Genomic DNA, 17933 nt, shown 5'->3' with positions numbered 1-17933 from the left:
CATCGAGACGGGCTCCCTGATGGCCGGCCAGAGCGTCGGCCTGGTCACCCGCGAACAGCCGGTGGCGGAGAACATCGCCGACCATGGCGCGATTTGTTGGGTTGCGCTGCGCTCCACCCAACCTACGACTACGATTGCCCCTCTCCCCCACGCAACTCCGCCAGCAGTTCCGGCGTGTCCACGTCGTAGAGGATGCCGCCCTCGACCACCGGGACCTCGACCACCTGGTCGGCGTGGCGGGCGAGCAGGCTCTTGGCGCCGGCGTCGCCGGTCAGCTTCATCATCTCCGCGAAGAAGCCGCGGTCCCACAGGACCGGGTTGCCGCGCTTGCCCTGGACGGTCGGGATGCAGACCGCGCGGCCCTCGGTCGGGTTGTAGGCGGCGACCAGCCGGTCGATAACCGCCGGGGACACGCGCGGCATGTCGCCCAGGCACACCACCACCCCGTCCACGTCGCCGGGCAGCGCCGCCAGCCCGGCCTTCAGCGACGCGCTGAGCCCGTCCGCATAGTCCGGGTTGTGGACGAGCGTCAGCGGCCGGCCGGCGAGCGCCGCCGACACGGCCTCGGCCTGGTGCCCGGTCACCACCACGACCGGCTTGGCCTGGGAGGCCAGCACTGCCTCCACCGTCCGCGCGACCAGCGGCTGTCCACCGACCTCGGCCAGCAGCTTGTTGCTGCCGCCCATGCGGCTCGACCGGCCGGCGGCCAGCACCAGGGCGGCGATGCGCGGGGCGCGCGGGGGCTCGGCCGCCGCGGCGGTGCCAGCGCGGGGCAGGGGGCGGGAGGGGATCTCGGCGAGCAGGCCGCCCACCCCCATGCGCATCACGTCGCGCCGCTCCACCGGGATGCCCGCGGCAATGCGCTGGAGCACCCAGTCGAAGCCGTTCAGCTTCGGCGAGCGGGCGCAGCCCGGCAGCCCGAGCACCGCCGTGTCGCCGATGCGGGCGAGCAGAAGCAGGTTGCCCGGATCGACCGGCATGCCGAAATGGTCGATCACGCCGCCGGCCCGCTCGATGCCGGCGGGCAGCACGTCGCGGCGGTCGGTGATGGCCGAGGCGCCGGCGATCAGCAGCAGGTCCACCCGGCCCGCCGCCGCGATGGCGTCGGCCAGCGCCGCCTCCCCGTGGTAGCAGCGGGAGTCGCGGACCAGCCGGGCGTTCAGCGCCTCCAGCCGTTCCCGCGTCACCGCCACGGTCTTGTCGAGCACGCTGTCCTTGATGCCCGGCAGGCGCGTCTGGATCAGCGCGGCGGTCAGCGCGCGGAAGGGCGCCACGCGCAGGGCCGGCTGGCCGGCGGACGCCTCCACCTCCGCCCCCTCCACCGCGGCGCGGGGGGCGGCGAAGGGGATGATCTTCACGGTGGCGACCATCTGCCCGGCCTCCACCGCCGCGAAGGGGGGCAGGGTGGCGACGGTGACGCTCTCGTCGATCTGGTTCAGCGCGTCGATGCGCTCCGCGTCCAGCAGGAACAGCCCGGCGGCTTCCGCGAACAGGTTGACGCGGCCGGTGAAGGCGGCGCCCACGGTCACGCCCTGGCCCTTCAGCGCCGCGGCGATGCGGGCCGCGGCGGCGTCCTCCCCCACGTCGTCGGGGCCGGGGCGGGCGGCGGTCACGCTGGTGAGGCCGGCGTCGCGCAGTGCCGCGACGTCCTCCGCGCTGAGGATGCGGCCCTTCTTGAAGGAAACGGCGCCGCGGCGGACGGAATGGGCCAGGATGGCGCCTTCCGCCTCCCGCAGCGGCAGCGGGCCGAAGAACATCGACACTCTCCCTTGCACCAACTTACGCCGTGCGGCCCTTGCGGCGCACGGCGGTGATCTGCGCCATCACGGAAATCGCGATCTCGGCCGGCGTGACCGCCCCGATGTCGAGCCCGACGGGCGCGTGCAGGCGGGCCAGCTCGTCCCCGGTCAGCCCTTCCTGCGTCAGCCGCTCCACCCGCTTGGCGTGGGTGCGCTTGCTGCCCAGCGAGCCGACGTAGAAGGCGGGGGAGCGCAGCGCGGTCATCAGCGCCGGGTCGTCCAGCTTCGGGTCGTGGGTCAGCGTGACGATGGCGGTGCGGCTGTCGATCTTCAGGTCGGCCAGCGCCTCGTCGGGCCAGGCATCGACCAGGGCGACGCCGGGGAAGCGCTCCGCCGTCGCGAAGGAGCCGCGCGGGTCGATGACCGTGACGGCGTAGCCGGTCAGCACGGCGATGGGCGCCAGTGGCTGGGCGATGTGCACCGCCCCGACGATCAGCAGCCGCAGCGGCGGGTTGTGAGCGTGGACGAACAGGCGCGGGCTGTCCTCGTCCTCCAGGTCGCCGATCAGGCCGGAGCGGTCCTGGCGCAGCCGCTCCCGCACCTCGGCCAGCTGCTCCTCCTCAAGCCCGAAGGAGCCGTGGATCGCGTCCTCGAAGACGAGCGTCTGGAGCCCGCTGGTCAGGTCGGTGACCAGGGCGACGGGGGTGCCGGACGCCTTGGCGGCCAGCAGCCGGCCGAGCAGGTCGGTCTTCATTCCACCGCCTCGACGTAGACCTGCACCTTGCCGCCGCAGGCCAGCCCCACTTCCCAGGCCAGCTCGTTGCTGACGCCGAAGGACATCAGGCGCGGCTCCCCGTCGGCCATGGCCTTGCGCGCCTCGTCCACCACCGCGCCCTCGATGCAGCCGCCGGACACGGAGCCGATCATCGACCCACTGTCGTCCACGGCCATCTGGCTGCCCACCGGGCGGGGCGAGGAGCCCCAGGTGGACACCACCGTCGCGATGGCCACCTTGCGCCCGTCCGCGCGCCAACTCGCGGCCTGCTGGAGAATGTCGTCCGTCATGTGGCCTCCTTCACGCGGCGCCCTTTGGAACCTTACAGGTCATTTGGCCTGATCGAGCCATTTGCGCAGCCCATGCGCCCGGCGGGGCCCCTCGCGGTTCAGCGCGTCGGCCAGCCCGGCCAGGCTGTTCAGGTTGTGGACCGGGCGGAAGTCGTCGACGTGCGGCAACAGGGCCCGGATACCGCTTGATCTTGGTGCGAAACCTTCCCAGCGCAACAGGGGGTTCAGCCAGACCAGGCGGCGGCAGCTCTTGTGCAGCCGTTCGGCCTCCGCCGCAAGCCCTTCCCCCGCATCCCTGTCCAGCCCGTCGGTGATGAGCAGCACGACGGCCCCCTGGCCCAGCACGCGGCGCGCCCAGGTGCGGTTGAAGGCGTGCAGCGCCGTGCCGATGCGCGTCCCGCCCGACCAGTCCTCCACCGCGGCGGAGATGGCATCCAGCGCCACGTCCACGTCCTTGTGCCGCAGGTGGCGGGTGATGTTGGTCAGCCGCGTCCCGAAGACGAAGCTGTGGACCCGGTCGCGGTCGTTGCTGAGCGCGTGCATGAAATGCAGCAGCATCCGCGAATAGCGCGTCATGGAGCCGGAAATGTCGCACAGCACGACCAGCGGCGGCGGCCGGGTGCGCCGCTTGCGCCGCGCCAGATCCGCCAGGTCTCCGCCGGAGCGCAGCATGCGGCGCAGCGTGGCGCGCGGGTCCACCCGCTCCCCCCGCGGGTCGGTGCGGTAGCGTCGCGTCGCGGCCTCCGCCACCGGTAGGGCGATGCGGGCGAGCATGTGCTTGGCGTCCGCCATCTCCGCCGCGGACATCTTCTCGAAGTCCTTCTCCTGCAACCGTTCCTGGGCGGAGACGGTGAAGGCGGCGTCCACCTCGATCTCCGTCTTCTCCGGCCCCTCCGCCTCCGGCGCGGTGCCGCGCAGCGCGTCGGCGACGCGGCGCGACATGGCGTTGCGGTCCTCCTGCGCCTCCGTGCGGACGGTGGGCAGCATCAGCCCCATCATCCGCTTCAGGATGTCCGGGTTGCGCCAGAAGACGTGGAAGGCCTGGTCGAAGACTTCCCGCTGGTCGCGCCGGTTCACGAAGACCGCGTGCAGCGCCCAATAGAAGTCCGCCCGGCTGGCGATCCCGACCGCCTCCACCGCCTCCACGGCCTGGAGCAGCTTTCCCGGCCCGACCGGCAGCCCCGCCGTGCGGAGCGCGCGCGCGAAGTGCATGAGGTTGATGGCGATGCTGCCGTCCATGGCGAGGCTAGCGCGCCGTGGTGGCGGCGAGTTCCGTCTTCACTTGGGCCAGGATGCGTGCGGCTTCGCTGCCCTGGATGCGGGCGATGTCGTCCTGGTACTTCAGCAGCGTGCCCAGCGTGTCGTTGATGACCGCCGGTTCCAGCTCCAGCTGGTTCAGCTCGACCAGGGCCTGCGCCCAGTCCAGCGTCTCCGCCACGCCCGGCGCCTTGTAGAGGTCCAGGCCGCGCAAGCTCTGCACGAAGCCGACCACCTGCGCGGCCAGCCGCGCGTCGGCCTGCGGCGCCTTCACCGCCAGGATGGCGCGCTCCCGCTCCGCCGTCGGGTAGTCGACCCAGTGGTAGAAGCAGCGGCGCTTCAGCGCGTCGTGAATCTCGCGCGTGCGGTTGGAGGTCAGGATGACGATGGGCGGCTCCGGCGCGCGGATCGTGCCGAACTCCGGGATCGAGACCTGGAAGTCGGACAGCACCTCCAGCAGGTAGGCCTCGAACGGCTCGTCGGTGCGGTCCAGCTCGTCGATCAGCAGCACGGGCGCGCCGGACAGGTCGGGCTCCAGCGCCTGAAGCAGCGGCCGCTTGATGAGGAAGCGCTCGGAGAAGATGTCCGCCCCCAGCGTGTCCCGGTCGCGGTCGCCCGACGCCTCGGCGAGGCGGATTTCCATCATCTGCCGGGCGTAGTTCCACTCATAGACCGCGGCGGCGACGTCCAGCCCCTCGTAGCATTGCAGCCGCAGCAACCGGCGGCCCAGCGTGGCGGACAGCACCTTGGCGATCTCGGTCTTGCCAACGCCGGCCTCGCCCTCCAGGAACAGCGGGCGCCGCAGCTTCAGCGCGAGGTAGAGCGCCGTCGCCAGCGACCGGTCGGCGACATAGTTCCCGCGCTGAAGCGTCTCCAGCGTGGCATCGACGGAGGTGGGGAGGGTGTTGGGCATGGAACTCACGATGCGACGGTCTTCAACCCCTCGCCCGCCTCCGGCGGGAGAGGGAGGGACCCACGGCGCAGCCGTGGGAGGGTGAGGGCTTGGTTTCGCGGGAAAACCTTGCCCTCACCCTAACCCTCTCCCGCCGGGGGCGGGAGAGGGGATTTTGGCGCCCGTCAGCCCGCGGCGGCCACCGCCCGTTTGGCCATCACGGTCACCAGATGGGCGCGGTAGTCCGCGCTGGCGTGGATGTCGGCGTTCAGGCCGTCGGAGGCCACCTTGATCCCGTTCAGGGCGTCGGGGCTGAAGTTGCCGGCCAGCGCCGTTTCCATGTCCGTTGCGCGGAAGACCGACGGACCGGCGCCGGTCACCGCAACGCGCACCTCACCCCCGAACCGGGCCACGAACACGCCGACGATGGCGTAGCGGCTGGCCGGGTTGCGGAACTTGGCGTAGGCGGCCTTGTCCGGCTTCTGGAAGGTGACGGACGTGACGATCTCGCCCGGCTCCAGCGCCGTTTCGAACATGCCGGTGAAGAAGTCGTCGCCCGCGATTTCCCGCCGGTCGGTCTTCACCGTGGCCTTCAGCGCCACCACGGCCGAGGGGTAGTCGGCCGACGGGTCGGCGTTGCAGATGGACCCGCCGAGCGTGCCCATGTTGCGCACCTGCCGGTCGCCGATGCCCTCCGCCAAGTCGGCCAGCGCCGGGATGACGCGGCGGACGAGGTCGGAGTGGGCGACCTCCGCGTGGCGGGTGAAGGCGCCGATCGCGAGGCCGCCGGCCTCCTCCCGGATGCCCTTCAGCTCCGCGATCTGGCCGAGGTCGATCAGGTCCGACGGGCGGGCGAGCCGCTGCTTCAGCGTCGGCAGAAGCGTCTGCCCGCCGCCGAGCAGCTTCGCCTCCTCCGACCGGCCGAGCATCGCGGCGGCGTCGGCGAGGGACGTGGGACGGTGATAGGTGAACTCGTACATCCGGTCTTCTCCTTCTCCGACGGCCTCACTCGGCCGCTTGCGCGTGGCTGTGCCGCTGGATGACCTGCCAGACCCGCTCCGGCGTGGCGGGCATGTCCATGTGGGTGACGCCCAGGTCGGACAGGGCGTGCACCACCGCGTTCATGACGGCGGCCGACGCGCCGATGGTCCCGGCCTCCCCGCAACCCTTCACGCCCAGCGGGTTGTGGGTGCAGGGCTGGTCCTCGTGGTACTGCACGGCGAAGGACGGCACGTCGTCGGCCCGCGGCATGCAATAGTCCATGTAGGAGCCGGTGATCAGCTGCCCCGATTCCTCGTCGTAGACGCAGTTTTCGTACAGCGCCTGCCCGATGCCCTGGACGAGGCCGCCGTGCACCTGCCCCTCGACGATCAGCGGGTTGATGACGCGGCCGAAATCGTCCACGGCGGCGAAGTTCACCACCTCCACGACGCCGGTCTCCGGATCGATCTCCACCTCGCAGACGTGGCAGCCGTTGGGGTAGGTGAAGTTCTTCGGGTCGTAGAAGGCCTGCTCGTCCAGCCCCGGCTCCAGCTCGTCCAGCGGGAAGTTGTGCGGGACGTAGGCCTGGAGGGCGATGTCGCCGATGCTCAACGCCTTGTCGGTGCCGGCGACGACGAAGCGGCCGTCCTTCACCTCGATGTCGGTCTCCGCCGCTTCCAGCATGTGGGCGGCGATCTTCTTGGCCTTGCGTTCCACCTTGTCCATCGCCTTCACGATGGCCGACCCGCCGACCGCCAGGGACCGCGAACCGTAGGTGCCCATGCCGAAGGGGATCTTGCTGGTGTCGCCGTGCACGATCTCCACATTCTCGATCGGCACGCCGAAGCGCTCCGCCACCAGCTGTGCGAAGGTCGTCTCGTGCCCCTGCCCGTGGCTGTGCGATCCCGTGAAGACCGTCACCGAACCGGTGGGATGGAAGCGCACCTCCGCCGATTCGTACAGGCCCGCCCGCGCGCCCAGCGCGCCGGCGACGTTGCTGGGGGCGATGCCGCAGGCCTCGATGTAGGTGGCGAAGCCGATACCGCGCAGCTTGCCGCGCCGCGCCGATTCCGCCTTGCGCGCCGCGAAGCCTGCGTAGTCCACCATGGGCAGCGCGATGTCCAGGTTCTTGGCGAAATCGCCGGTGTCGTACTGCAAGGCGACCGGCGTCTGGTAGGGCATGGCGCTGGCCGGGACGAAGTTGCGCCGGCGGAGCTCCGCCTTGTCGATGCCGGTCTCCGCCGCCGCCACCTCCACCAGCCGCTCGATCAGGTAGCAGGCCTCCGGCCGGCCGGCGCCGCGGTAGGCGTCCACGGGGGCGGTGTTGGTGAAGACGGCCTTCACCTCCGCGTAGATCGCCGGGGTCTTGTACTGGCCGGCCAGCAGCGTGGCGTAGAGGTAGGTCGGGATCGATGGCGCGAAGGTGGACAGGTACGCGCCCATGTTCGCGATGGTGGCGACGCGCAGCGCCAGGAAGTTGCCGTCCTTGTCCAGCGCCAGCTCCGCGTGGCTGACATGGTCGCGGCCGTGCGCGTCGGTCAGGAAGCTTTCGGAACGCTCCGCCGTCCACTTCACCGGCCGGCCGACCTTGCGGGCCGCCCAGGTGACCACGGCCTCCTCGCCGTAATGGAAGATCTTCGACCCGAAGCCGCCGCCGACGTCCGGGGCGACGACGCGCAGCTTGTGCTCCGGAATGCCCAGGACGAAAGCGCCCATCAGCAGGCGGATGACGTGCGGGTTCTGGCTGGTGGTGGTCAGCGTGTGCTCGCCGGTGGCCCGGTCGTATTCGCCGACGGCCGCCCGCGGCTCCATGGCGTTGGGGATGAGGCGCTGGTTGACGAGGTCGAGCTTGGCGACGTGTGCCGCCTGCGCGAAGGCCGCGTCCACCGCCGCCGCGTCGCCCAGGTGCCAGTCGAAGCACAGGTTGCCGGCCACGTCGTCGTGCACCAGCGGTGCTGTGCCGTCCAGCGCCTTCACCGAGGTCACCGCTGCCGGCAGTTCCTCGTAATCGACCATGACCAGCTCGGCCGCGTCCCTGGCCTGCTCGCGCGTCTCGGCGATGACCACGGCGACCGCGTCGCCGACGTAGCGCGCGCGGTCGCGGGCGATGGGGAAGTGCGGCGGCTCCTTCATGGGGGAGCCGTCCTTGGAGTGGATCTGCCAGCCGCAGGGCAGGCTGCCGACCTTGTCGGCCTCCATGTCGGCGCCGGTCAGCACGGCGACGACTCCGGGCGCCGTCATGGCCTCGCCGGCGTCGATGCCGCGGATGCGGGCGTGGGCGTAGGGGGAGCGGACGAAGACCGCGTGGGTCTGGTTGGGCCGGCTGATGTCGTCGGTGTAGGTGCCGCGCCCGGTCAGAAAGCGCGCATCCTCGCGCCGGCGCACGGAGGCGCCGATGCCGTTGGGGTTCGCCATCTCTCAATTCCTCCCGTTGTTGCCGGAACAGGGGCTGCCGCGATTGCTTTTTGTTATTCCGCAGCCGCCTTCACCGATCCGCCGTTCATCGCCTCGGCCCCCGCCAGCACCGCCTTGACGATGTTGTGATAGCCTGTGCAGCGGCAGATGTTGCCCTCCAGCCCTTCGCGGACGTCCTGCTCCGTCGGGGTGGGATTGTCCTTCACCAGGTCGATCGCGCTCATCACCATGCCCGGCGTGCAGAAGCCGCATTGCAGGCCGTGGTGCTCGCGGAAGGCCGCCTGCATCGGGTGCAGCGTGCCGTCGGCCGCAGCCAGCCCCTCGATGGTGGTGATCTCGGCGCCGTCGGCCTGGGCCGCCAGGATGGTGCAGGACTTGACCGACCGGCCGTCCACATGCACGACGCAGGCGCCGCACTGGCTGGTGTCGCACCCGACATGGGTGCCGGTCATGCCCAGATGGTCGCGCAGGAACGTGACCAGAAGGGTCCGCTCCTCGACCTCGCGCGAGACCGCCTTGCCGTTGACGGTCATGGATACGGTGCACGGCATACGTTGCCCTCCCTGCTTATGTCTGTCGGCCCGTTAGGTCGTGACTAGCATAAGGATAGAAGGCCAGAACCCGTCCGGGTCAAGGCGCCGTTTCGTCCTCCGCCGAAAGGATTGCCCGCTTTGGTTGGTGCGGTTCGGCCCAGGTTCGGCCCAGCTTCGATCCGGGTGCGGCCCGGCCTTGCGGATCATACGGACTGGCGCACCCTCCGGCGCCGCGTTAGTGTAGCAGACAATCGCACTCTCAACTGTGTGCTCAATAAACAATCTTGTGGGAGGTCAAGCCGATGAAGCGTTTTCTGGCCGCGCTCGGGGTCTGCGTCGCCGTCGCCCTGCCGGCCAAGGCGGAGCAGTACATCACCGTGCTGACCGGCGGCACCAGCGGCGTCTACTACCCGTTGGGCGTGGCGCTCTCCAGCATCTACGGCAAGGCGATCCCGGGGGCAAAGGTCACCGTGCAGGCGACCAAGGCGTCGGTGGAGAACCTGAACCTGCTCCAGGCCGGCCGGGGCGAGATCGCCTTCACGCTGGGCGACTCGCTGAGCCAGGCCTGGAAGGGCGACGAGGAGGCCGGCTTCAAGTCCAAGCTGGAGAAGCTGCGCACCATCGCGGCGATCTACCCCAACTACATCCAGATCGTCGCCAGCAAGGACTCCGGCGTGAAGACGCTGGCCGACCTGAAGGGCAAGCGCATCTCCGTCGGCGCGCCGAAGTCGGGGACGGAGCTGAACGCGCGCGCCATCTTCGGCGCCGCCGGCCTGACCTACAAAGACTTCGCCAAGACCGAGTATCTGCCCTTTGCCGAATCGGTCGACCTGATCAAGAACCGGCAGCTGGACGCGACGCTGATCTCCGCCGGGCTGGGCGTGGCGGCGATCAAGGATCTCGCCACCTCGCAGGACATCACCATCGTGTCGGTGCCGGCGGACGTGGTCGAGAAGGTGGGCGACCCCGCCTACATCGCGGAGACGATCCCGGCCAACTCCTACAGCGGCCAGGCGGAGGCCGTGCCGACCGCGGCGGTGCGCAACCTGCTGGTCACCCATTCCGGCGTGTCGGACGACGCGGCCTACGCCATGACCAAGTCCCTGTTCGAGAATTTGGACGCGCTGGCCGCCGCCCACGTCGCCGCCAAGCAGATCAAGCTCGACGCCTCGACCTTGAAGTCGCCGGTGCCGCTGCATCCGGGGGCGGCGAAGTTCTACAAGGAAAAGGGCCTGATGTAGGCGCAAGACCGATCGGACCCGTTAGATGAACGCATCCTCGAACGAGGCGGATGCCAAGATCCGCCAAGCGATCGACCGCGAGAATCCCTCCACGGTGGTGGCCTTCGAAGGCGTGGCCGGCAAGGCCGTCTTCGCCATCGCCGTGGCTTTCTCGGTGTTCCAGGTCTGGACGGCGGCCTTCAACCCGCTGTCCAGCATGGTCGTCCGCTCCGTGCATGTCGGCTTCCTGCTGCTGATGACCTTCGCTCTGTTCGGCTTCCGCCAGCATGGCGAACGGCGCAGCGTGCCCTGGTACGACTGGCTGCTCGGCCTGACCGGGTTTGTCCTGGGCCTCTACCATTATGTGTTCGAGACCGAGCTGATCCAGCGCTCGGGCGACCCGAACACCGCCGACCTCGTGGTGGGGGCGATCACGGTCGCGCTGGTGTTCGAAGCGGCGCGGCGTATCATGGGGCTGGCGCTGCCCATCATCTGCGGCGTCTTTATCCCCTACGCGCTGTTCGGCCGCGTCCTGCCCTTCGGCCTGTCGCACCGCGGCTACGACATCGACCAGGTGATCGACAACCTGTTCCTGTCGACCGAAGGCATCTACGGCACGCCGACATTCGTGTCGGCGACCTTCATCTTCCTATTCATCCTGTTCGGCGCCTTCCTGGAACGCGCCGGCATGATCAAGCTGTTCAACGACGTCTCGCTCGGCATGGTCGGACATGCCAAGGGCGGTCCGGCGAAGGTGGCGGTCGTCTCGTCGGGCTTCATGGGGACGATCAACGGCTCGGGCGTCGCGAACGTCCTGACCACGGGGCAGTTCACGATCCCGCTGATGATGCGCTTCGGCTACCGCCCGGCCTTCGCCGGGGCGGTGGAGGCCACGGCCAGCATGGGCGGGCAGCTGATGCCGCCGGTGATGGGGGCGGCCGCCTTCATCATGGCGGAGACCATCGGCGTTCCCTTCAGCGAGGTGGCGATCGCCGCCGCCATTCCGGCGATCCTGTATTTCGGCAGCGCCTTCTGGATGGTTCATCTGGAAGCGGGCAAGCGCAACCTCGTCGGCCTTCCCAAGGACCAGTGCCCAAGCGTCATGCGCGCCCTGTCGGAGGGTTGGTATCTGATCCTGCCGCTCGCCGCTCTCGTCTATCTGCTGTTCTCCGGGTTCACGCCGCTGTTCGCGGGGGTGATCGGCATCGCGGCCACCGTGGCGCTGATCCTGGGAAGCCGGATCGCCGGCGGGTTCGCCCCTTCGGTTCTCCGCGTCGGCTTCTGGGTGCTTCTCGGCCTCGTGGCGGCGGGACTGTGGAGGCTGGGACTGCGGACCGAGCATCTGGCCTTCGCCATCGTCGGTCTTCTCGTCGTGCCCTGCCTGTTCTTCAGGGGTGGGCGCGAGACGCTGGCCCTGCTCGTGCAGAGCCTCGCCGACGGCGCGAAGAACGCCGTGGGCGTGGGCGTGGCCTGCGCGCTGGTCGGCGTCCTGATCGGTATGCTGACGCTCACCGGGCTGGCCTCCAGCTTTGCCGGGACCATCGTGCAACTGTCCGGCGGGAACCTGTTGCTGGCGCTGCTGCTGACGATGCTCGCCTGCATCGTGCTCGGCACCGGCCTGCCGACCACCGCCAACTACATCATCACGGCCGCTATCGCGGCACCGGCCCTGTTGCAGATGGGCGTGCCGCTGATCGTGTCGCACATGTTCGTCTTCTACTTCGGCATCATGGCGGACCTGACGCCGCCGGTCGCCCTTGCGGCGCTGGCCGCTTCGTCAATCTGCCGGGCGAGCCACATGCAGATTGGCTTGATCGCCACGCGCGTCGCCATGGCCGGCTACGTCGTGCCCTTCATGGCCGTGTACGATCCGGCACTGATGCTGCAAACCTCCGACCCGCTCGCCGTCGCCTACATCCTTCTGAAGGCCTGCATCGCCATCGGCCTGTGGGGTGCTGCGACCATCGGCTTCTTCTGGACGCCGCTGAACTGGCCGGAGCGGGTCTTCGCCGCCGCCGGAGCGTTCCTGTTCGTGCTGGCGCTTCCGCTTACCGACGAGATGGCCTTCGTCCTGACCGGCCTGTTCCTGCTCTGGCAGCGCCACCGCGCCCGGTCGGCCCCGGTGATCACCCGCCCGGCGGGATGAGCGCCGCGCTCTGTGTCGCGGTTCTCGGCGGGGCGGTGCTGGCCGCCCTGCCGGGGCCGTCCTTCACCCTGTCCTGGACCCACTCCATCGAAAAGACGGAGTGGCGGGAGTCCTGGACCATCGCCGACCACCATCTCGTCCTGGCGGAAGCCCGCGTGAAGGGCACCGGCGCCGGCATGGAGCCGCCGCCGGACGCCCGCCTGTCTGGCGGCTGGTTCGTCTGGAACCCCCGGCTGGCCCCGCAGGAGCGTGTCGTCCTCGCCGCGTCCGATTTCACCGCCGACCACACCCTCTGCGCCGGAGCCGACTGCCGGCCGCTGCACGGCTGGACCGGCGCGACGGAGCCCAGCCCCCTGGAATTACGGGTATGCCCGTAGCCATTCCGGCTTGGCTTCAGCTGTCGTGCGACGCATACTCCGCCCCCTCAACGACAGCCGAATCGCGTGTGATGACCAACGCCTGCCCGCCTTCCCACCGTCTGGCCCGCCGCCTGTCCCGCCGCCTGTCCCGCCCTGTTGCCGCCCTGTCGGCGCTGGCGGTCGCCGGGCTGCCGCAGCTCGCCCTGGCCGCGGAGGCGGCGGGCGCGCCGCACCTCGACGGGCGGCAGCTTGGGGCGATCTGGGTCGTTCCCTTCGCCGGTATCCTGCTGTCCATCGCGCTTCTGCCGCTGCTGACGCCGACCGTCTGGCACCATCATTTCGGCAAGATCGCCGCCGGCTGGGCGCTGGCCTTCCTGGTGCCCTTCGCCGCGCTGTTCGGCGTGGATCTGGCGGCCTATGAGCTGCTGCACACGGCGCTGCTCGAATACATCCCCTTCATCGTGCTGCTGACCGCGCTGTTCACGGTGGCCGGCGGCGTGCGCATCGCCGGGTCGCTGGTGGGAACGCCGATGGCCAACACGGTGGGGCTGGCGCTGGGCACGGCGCTGGCCAGCGTGATGGGCACGACCGGCGCCTCCATGCTGCTGATCCGCCCGCTGCTGCGCGCGAACGAGCACCGGCGGCACAAGGTCCACACGGTCGTCTTCTTCATCTTCCTGGTGTCGAACGTCGGCGGCTCCCTGACGCCGCTCGGCGATCCGCCGCTGTTCCTGGGCTTCCTGAAGGGCGTGGACTTCTTCTGGCCGACGGTCCACCTGTTCGCGCCGATGATGCTGGTGGCGGCCTGCCTGCTGGCGATCTATTTCGCGCTGGACCTCTACCTGCACACCAAGGACCCCGGCAAGCACCCGCTGATCGAGGGCGTGCACGAGCGCGAGCCGGTGCGGATCGAGGGTGCCGTGAACCTGCTGCTGCTGGTCGCCATCGTCGGCGCCGTGCTGCTCAGCGGCGTCTGGCACCCGGACGCCGGGGTGACGATCTTCCACGTCCATGTGCCGCTGGAGACCATCGTCAGCCAGGCGCTCCTGCTGCTGATCACCGGCCTGTCGCTGAAGCTGACCAGCGCGCACAGCCGCCGCCTGAACGCCTTCACCTGGGGCCCGATCGTGGAGGTGGCGAAGCTGTTCGCCGCCATCTTCCTGACCATCATCCCGGCCATCGCCATCCTGCGCGCCGGCACCGAAGGCGCGCTCGGCGCCATCATCGCGGCGGTGAACCAGAACGGCCAGCCGGTCCCCGCCGCCTATTTCTGGGCGGCCGGCATCCTGTCCAGCTTCCTCGACAACGCGCCGACCTACCTGATCTTCTTCAACACGGCCGGCGGCGATCCGCAGGTGCTGATGAAGGACCTCGCCGTGACGCTGACGGCGATTTCCGCTGGTGCGGTGTTCATGGGCGCCAACAGCTACATCGGCAACGCGCCCAACTTCATGGTCAAGGCCATCGCGGAGGAGCGGGGCGTGAAGATGCCCAGCTTCTTCGGCTACATGCTGTGGTCCTTCGGCATCCTGGTGCCGCTGTTCGTCCTGGTGACCTGGGTGTTCTTCCGGTAGGGAGCGAATTGTCCCTCGCCCCCGCCTATCAACACATTCCGTTAAAACGGTAAGCCGTTGATTTGGCGCAGAAAAGCCCCTCTCCCTTGAGGGGAGAGGGGAGAGGGGATGGGGTGAGGGTGGCGCCGGCGCATACCGGCCGGAAATTTATCTCCGCCCTCCGGGCGTAATGACCCCTCATCCCAACCCTTCTCCCACAAGGGGAGAAGGGCTTTCCAAGGGGCAGTTCGCCCCCTACTCCTCCAGCATCCAGCGGCCGTCGGTGCGGCAGGCGGTCAGGGGCGCGCCGGCGTCGCGGCCGGCGGGGGTGGTCACCACGTGGGTGAAGCCGAAGCACAGGCGGCGCTTGTCCTTGGGATCCTCGACGCGGCCGGTGACCGTGATCCGCCCGGACCGGCTGCCGTCGCCGGACGTCCAGTCCTTGGCCGTCCCTGGTGCGGCCAGCGCGCTGAGGAAGGCCCCGGCGATCACCGCTTGGTCGTCCGGCGTCACGCGCAGGCGCGTCGCGTTGCTCCAGCCCTTGCCGATCAGCAGGTCGGGGGTCTGCACGTTGACGGGGACGCGATCGGCGGCGATGGCGACGGCGAGGTCCAGGGAGTCGGCGTTCGCGTCGACGTCCCCGGCGTCGGTCAGCGTCGACAGGCTGGCGAGGCCGGCCTTCGTCGCCTCGCCCATCTTGCCGTCGATGGCCCCGTCGTAGCGGCCGAGCCGGGCCAGCGCGCGCTGCGCGGCCATGACGCGCTCCGACGCGCTGGGCGTGTGGGGCATCGGCAGGGGCGGACGGGTCTCGGCGATGGCGGCGAGGTCGAGCGTGTGGCGCAGGCGGCTCGCCCCCGGCGCGCCGTGCCAAATGGTCAGCAGCCCGACCAGCAGCAGCGCCGCGGAGCCCAGCACGCCGGCCGGCCAGACCCCTTGCGGAATCGCCCGCGTCACGCCGCCGAGCGCCAGGTCGAGCGCACGGCGCAACAGCCCGCCGACCGCCAGCCACAGCCCCAACCCCGCCAGGACCGGCACGCCCAGATCCCAGATGAGCCGCAGCGGCAGCGGTGCGGGATCCTCCGCCGTGGCGCCGGTCAGCAGCGCCGGCAGGTCCACGGCCCCGACCAGCAGCAGGACGAGCGCCAGCGCCCCGGCGCCGGCCATCCAGCAGCGCGCCACGGCGGCCCGGCTGGTCTCGGCGAAGCGCGTCTGGAGCGTGGCGGCGACCTCGGCGACGAAGGCGGGACTGACGCAGCCCTCATGGGCGGCGACGATGCCCTCCACATCCGGCTCCCGCCCGGCGCGGACGGCGTCGGCGACCATCCCGGTCAGACGGAAGGCACCCGCCACGGCGAAGGCCTCCGGACCGGTGGCGGCGCGGAGGCGGGCCAGGACGGGCGCCAGAGCGGCGTCGAGGAAGGGTGGCATGGCGGGCACCAGCGCGTCCGGCCCCACCGTCTCCACCTCAAACGGCATGGTGCCGCAGGCGCAGGACAGGGTGACCACCGGCACGATGCCGCGGCGCTCGTACAGAAGCTGCGTCCCGGAATGGCGGACGCTCAGCGGTTCGGCCTCGGCGATCGTGTCGAAGCGGTCGATGCCCACCGCCTCAAGCACCGTGCGCAGGGCGGCCGGCGCCTCGGGCGGCACGGCGAAGCCGCGCGACGGGCGGGCGGTCAGGCGCGGGCGGTGGATGTGGGTGAACTGCCCGACCCCGCCGCACTGCTCGCACACCACCACGCCGTTCCCGACGCAGACCGGGCAGCGCAGGGCGCCGCGCCCGCCGCAGGCCTCGCAGTCGGCGGCATTTTCATGGTCGCACTTCACCTTGCCGCCGCGGCAGTCCGGGCCGGTGCAGGCGCGCACGCCGCCGCCGCTGCAGCGCGGGCAGGGCTCGTGCAGGTAGTAGGGACCGCGCAGCGCGGCGATGGCCGGAAGCTCCTCCCCCTCCGCCACCGCGACCTCGGGCGAGCCGATCAGCGCGGCCAGCCGGTGCGCGGTCTCCAGCGAGGCGGCCTCCGCGTCCAGCTCGCGGGCCAGCGTGGCGTTCAGCTCGGCGGTGTTGCGGCAGTGGATGGCCGACCGGATCATCTCCGCGCCGGTGCGGATCTCCACCTCGGTGGTCCAGTCGATGGTCAGAGTCAGCAGCGCCCCGACCGTCACGCTGCGGCGCACGGCGCCCAGCAGTTCCACCCCGTCCTCCGGCCGCGTGTTGCCGGCCGCGGCGCGGCGCAGGCGCAGCAGCACCTCCCCGTGGGCGGCGGTCAGGCCGCGGTCGGCGGAGTCCCGGGCCGGGCCGGGCGAGGCGATGATCGCGGGGCCGGAGGAAGGCTCAGGCTCCAGGCGGTCGGAATCGATGCAGTCGGGCATGGGGATCACGGTCGTGGGCGTCGCCAGCCCAGGGGAAGGGAGTGTCAGGCGGCGACGCCGGGCGTCGGGTCGGCGGGCGTCGGGTCAGCAGGCGTTGGGTCAGCAGGCGTCGGGTTGGCGGGCGCGGGATCGGTGTCCAGGTCGGTGCCCCCCAGGGAGTCCTTGGGGGCGTCGGTCGGGGCATCCGGCTTGCGGACCGCGGGCGCCTTGCGGACCCAGACGCGGCCTTGCATGGCGAAACCGTGGTTGCGGAACCAGACGCGCTCCGCCTCGTCGGCGGCACGGAGCAGGACAAGGCTCCACCCCTCGACATCGGCGGTGGCGTCGCCGCCGTCCGGCATCGCGTAGGGCTGGAGCGAAAAGGGGAAGTCGTCACGGGTCATTCGGACGTCGCGTGTCTGTTTCGGAATCGGGGGAAGTGCGCGCGGCGCCGATTGGGGCCAAGCGGCTTTAGAACGGCGGCGTTTTGGCCGGCGTCAGTCGCGGGGGCGGGCAGGGCGGGCGGGAGCGTCCGATTCGACCACCTCGAAATCGGACTCGGCAGCGTATTTCACGACGCGGCCGTCGGCAAGCCGCAGGTCGTAGGCCGGGGTGCCGGCCAGGGTCCGGGCGACGACGAGCCCATCCTGGCCCGCCATTCTCACGCGCGTTCCCAACCGCAGCATGTTGCCCCCCGAAGTGCTTGCTTGTCGAAGCAGGCTATGCGTTTGACGGCGCCCGTGCTGTGTCAAAATCCGGACGGCCCGAGGTGGTACGGCGCGCTCGCCGAACGAGGTGAGGCATCCGGGCGTCTGGACTGTTAAGGGGGGCAGCATCCATGGAGGCGTCCATGCCGGACAATCGCCCAGACAATCGCCCAGACGGCCGCCCAGACGGCCGCCCAGACAGCCACGGAGACCGCGCCCCGAAGCCGTCCGTCATCGACCTCGTCACCGACCCGGAGAAGTTCGACCAGTGGCAGCGCCAGCGGGAGCGGGAGGAAGCGTCCGACGACCGGGCGACGGACCACGGCGGTTCAGGCCGTGGGAATGACCGCGGCGGGGACCCGCGCGACGCCCCGTCCGACCGTCGGTCCTGAGGCCGCGCTCACTCGGCGGCACGCTCCACGTCCGGGGCCGGCACGCCGCCGGGGGCGCTGCAATGGAATTCGATCAGCCGGCGCTCGACCCGGATCAGGTACGCGCGCGCGTCCAGCCCAACAGGGCCGCGGCTGTGGGCACGCACACGTTGTATGGCGCGGCAGGCGAAGCCGCAGTCGTTGGTCGCAAACCGGCACACCGCAGGAGTCTCTCGAAAGGAGTAGGTTCCAAAGCATTAATGCTTTGGCCTTGCGTCGTCGAGTAAAGGTTGCGGAGCGGCGGCGTTGTCACAAGGTCCGCATGCATATAGCAGTATGCGCTTGC

The 17933-nt window shown here is 70.4% G+C and carries 17 protein-coding genes; 5 read left to right on the top strand and 12 right to left on the bottom strand.

Translation table 11 applies throughout. The features are described 5' to 3' along the window. Positions 1-128: 128 nt before the first annotated feature. The 8 genes from J2851_RS21640 to J2851_RS21605 all read right to left on the bottom strand — a co-directional run bounded on the left by J2851_RS21640 (position 129) and on the right by J2851_RS21605 (position 8900). The gene (locus J2851_RS21640) at positions 129-1757 is read right to left on the bottom strand and encodes an NTP transferase domain-containing protein (RefSeq protein ID WP_209768799.1); all 1629 of its coding nucleotides are present in this window, start codon (positions 1755-1757) and stop codon (positions 129-131) included. A gap of 22 nt (positions 1758-1779) precedes the next feature. Beyond that, on the bottom strand, positions 1780-2493 hold the full coding sequence (locus J2851_RS21635) for an XdhC family protein (protein WP_209768797.1): 714 nt from the start codon (positions 2491-2493) through the stop codon (positions 1780-1782). Further along, positions 2490-2804, bottom strand: coding sequence for an XdhC family protein (locus J2851_RS21630; RefSeq protein WP_209768795.1), 315 nt, complete (start codon positions 2802-2804; stop codon positions 2490-2492). Before J2851_RS21630 ends, J2851_RS21635 begins: the two co-directional genes overlap by 4 nt. A gap of 39 nt (positions 2805-2843) precedes the next feature. Further along, on the bottom strand, positions 2844-4043 hold the full coding sequence (locus J2851_RS21625) for a vWA domain-containing protein (protein WP_209768793.1): 1200 nt from the start codon (positions 4041-4043) through the stop codon (positions 2844-2846). 7 nt (positions 4044-4050) lie between these two features. After that, positions 4051-4974, bottom strand: coding sequence for an AAA family ATPase (locus J2851_RS21620; RefSeq protein ID WP_209768792.1), 924 nt, complete (start codon positions 4972-4974; stop codon positions 4051-4053). 164 nt (positions 4975-5138) lie between these two features. Next, a complete protein-coding gene (locus J2851_RS21615; protein WP_209768790.1) occupies positions 5139-5933 on the bottom strand; it encodes an FAD binding domain-containing protein in 795 nt (264 codons plus the stop codon). Between the two features lie 25 nt (positions 5934-5958). Then, the gene (locus tag J2851_RS21610; RefSeq protein ID WP_209768788.1) at positions 5959-8349 is read right to left on the bottom strand and encodes a xanthine dehydrogenase family protein molybdopterin-binding subunit; all 2391 of its coding nucleotides are present in this window, start codon (positions 8347-8349) and stop codon (positions 5959-5961) included. Between the two features lie 53 nt (positions 8350-8402). Then, entirely contained in the window at positions 8403-8900 is a 498-nt protein-coding gene (locus tag J2851_RS21605; RefSeq protein ID WP_209768787.1) for a (2Fe-2S)-binding protein, read from the bottom strand. Positions 8901-9184: 284 nt separating this feature from the next. Between J2851_RS21605 and J2851_RS21600 the strand changes: the two genes are divergently transcribed. The 4 genes from J2851_RS21600 (at position 9185) to J2851_RS21585 (ending at position 14181) form a co-directional block, all read left to right on the top strand. Then, the gene (locus J2851_RS21600) at positions 9185-10123 is read left to right on the top strand and encodes a TAXI family TRAP transporter solute-binding subunit (protein ID WP_209768786.1); all 939 of its coding nucleotides are present in this window, start codon (positions 9185-9187) and stop codon (positions 10121-10123) included. 25 nt (positions 10124-10148) lie between these two features. Beyond that, a complete protein-coding gene (locus J2851_RS21595; RefSeq protein WP_209768785.1) occupies positions 10149-12248 on the top strand; it encodes a TRAP transporter permease in 2100 nt (699 codons plus the stop codon). Next, positions 12245-12625, top strand: a complete 381-nt coding sequence (locus J2851_RS21590) for a DUF1850 domain-containing protein (RefSeq protein ID WP_209768784.1) — start codon at positions 12245-12247, stop codon at positions 12623-12625. Before J2851_RS21595 ends, J2851_RS21590 begins: the two co-directional genes overlap by 4 nt. A gap of 71 nt (positions 12626-12696) precedes the next feature. Continuing rightward, complete coding sequence (locus tag J2851_RS21585; RefSeq protein WP_209768783.1) at positions 12697-14181, top strand: sodium:proton antiporter; 1485 nt, start codon at positions 12697-12699, stop codon at positions 14179-14181. Positions 14182-14415: 234 nt separating this feature from the next. On the opposite strand, the gene J2851_RS35905 is transcribed toward J2851_RS21585, so the two are convergent. The 3 genes from J2851_RS35905 to J2851_RS21570 all read right to left on the bottom strand — a co-directional run bounded on the left by J2851_RS35905 (position 14416) and on the right by J2851_RS21570 (position 17168). Then, positions 14416-16530: a peptidoglycan-binding domain-containing protein gene (locus J2851_RS35905; RefSeq protein ID WP_246500825.1), complete on the bottom strand. Its 2115-nt coding sequence runs from the start codon at positions 16528-16530 to the stop codon at positions 14416-14418. Between the two features lie 44 nt (positions 16531-16574). After that, on the bottom strand, positions 16575-16913 hold the full coding sequence (locus tag J2851_RS21575) for a hypothetical protein (protein ID WP_209768782.1): 339 nt from the start codon (positions 16911-16913) through the stop codon (positions 16575-16577). Between the two features lie 93 nt (positions 16914-17006). After that, complete coding sequence (locus tag J2851_RS21570) at positions 17007-17168, bottom strand: hypothetical protein (RefSeq protein WP_246500824.1); 162 nt, start codon at positions 17166-17168, stop codon at positions 17007-17009. 191 nt (positions 17169-17359) lie between these two features. Here J2851_RS21570 and J2851_RS21565 point away from each other — a divergent pair, with 191 nt between their 5' ends. Beyond that, complete coding sequence (locus J2851_RS21565; RefSeq protein WP_209768778.1) at positions 17360-17608, top strand: hypothetical protein; 249 nt, start codon at positions 17360-17362, stop codon at positions 17606-17608. Between the two features lie 8 nt (positions 17609-17616). Here the strand turns inward: J2851_RS21565 and J2851_RS21560 are convergent, their stop codons facing one another. Then, positions 17617-17808: a hypothetical protein gene (locus J2851_RS21560; RefSeq protein ID WP_209768776.1), complete on the bottom strand. Its 192-nt coding sequence runs from the start codon at positions 17806-17808 to the stop codon at positions 17617-17619. Positions 17809-17933: the final 125 nt, after the last annotated feature.

It is taken from the genome of Azospirillum rugosum, assembly GCF_017876155.1.
GTDB classification, from domain to species: domain Bacteria; phylum Pseudomonadota; class Alphaproteobacteria; order Azospirillales; family Azospirillaceae; genus Azospirillum; species Azospirillum rugosum.
The sequence above is the reverse complement of the archived record's forward strand: the minus strand, read 5'-3'. Positions and strand labels throughout refer to the sequence as shown.

What these genes read in the sequence shown, in the direction of transcription:
- J2851_RS21625 (WP_209768793.1), bottom strand. Translation starts at nt 4,043, where the DNA reads ATGGACGGCAGCATCGCCATCAACCTCATGCACTTCGCGCGCGCGCTC.
- J2851_RS21575 (WP_209768782.1), bottom strand. Translation starts at nt 16,913, where the DNA reads ATGACCCGTGACGACTTCCCCTTTTCGCTCCAGCCCTACGCGATGCCG.
- J2851_RS21610 (WP_209768788.1), bottom strand. Translation starts at nt 8,349, where the DNA reads ATGGCGAACCCCAACGGCATCGGCGCCTCCGTGCGCCGGCGCGAGGAT.
- J2851_RS21635 (WP_209768797.1), bottom strand. Translation starts at nt 2,493, where the DNA reads ATGAAGACCGACCTGCTCGGCCGGCTGCTGGCCGCCAAGGCGTCCGGC.
- J2851_RS21620 (WP_209768792.1), bottom strand. Translation starts at nt 4,974, where the DNA reads ATGCCCAACACCCTCCCCACCTCCGTCGATGCCACGCTGGAGACGCTT.
- J2851_RS21615 (WP_209768790.1), bottom strand. Translation starts at nt 5,933, where the DNA reads ATGTACGAGTTCACCTATCACCGTCCCACGTCCCTCGCCGACGCCGCC.
- J2851_RS21590 (WP_209768784.1), top strand. Translation starts at nt 12,245, where the DNA reads ATGAGCGCCGCGCTCTGTGTCGCGGTTCTCGGCGGGGCGGTGCTGGCC.
- J2851_RS35905 (WP_246500825.1), bottom strand. Translation starts at nt 16,530, where the DNA reads ATGCCCGACTGCATCGATTCCGACCGCCTGGAGCCTGAGCCTTCCTCC.
- J2851_RS21595 (WP_209768785.1), top strand. Translation starts at nt 10,149, where the DNA reads ATGAACGCATCCTCGAACGAGGCGGATGCCAAGATCCGCCAAGCGATC.
- J2851_RS21605 (WP_209768787.1), bottom strand. Translation starts at nt 8,900, where the DNA reads ATGCCGTGCACCGTATCCATGACCGTCAACGGCAAGGCGGTCTCGCGC.
- J2851_RS21565 (WP_209768778.1), top strand. Translation starts at nt 17,360, where the DNA reads ATGCCGGACAATCGCCCAGACAATCGCCCAGACGGCCGCCCAGACGGC.
- J2851_RS21630 (WP_209768795.1), bottom strand. Translation starts at nt 2,804, where the DNA reads ATGACGGACGACATTCTCCAGCAGGCCGCGAGTTGGCGCGCGGACGGG.
- J2851_RS21585 (WP_209768783.1), top strand. Translation starts at nt 12,697, where the DNA reads ATGACCAACGCCTGCCCGCCTTCCCACCGTCTGGCCCGCCGCCTGTCC.
- J2851_RS21600 (WP_209768786.1), top strand. Translation starts at nt 9,185, where the DNA reads ATGAAGCGTTTTCTGGCCGCGCTCGGGGTCTGCGTCGCCGTCGCCCTG.
- J2851_RS21570 (WP_246500824.1), bottom strand. Translation starts at nt 17,168, where the DNA reads ATGGCGGGCCAGGATGGGCTCGTCGTCGCCCGGACCCTGGCCGGCACC.
- J2851_RS21640 (WP_209768799.1), bottom strand. Translation starts at nt 1,757, where the DNA reads ATGTTCTTCGGCCCGCTGCCGCTGCGGGAGGCGGAAGGCGCCATCCTG.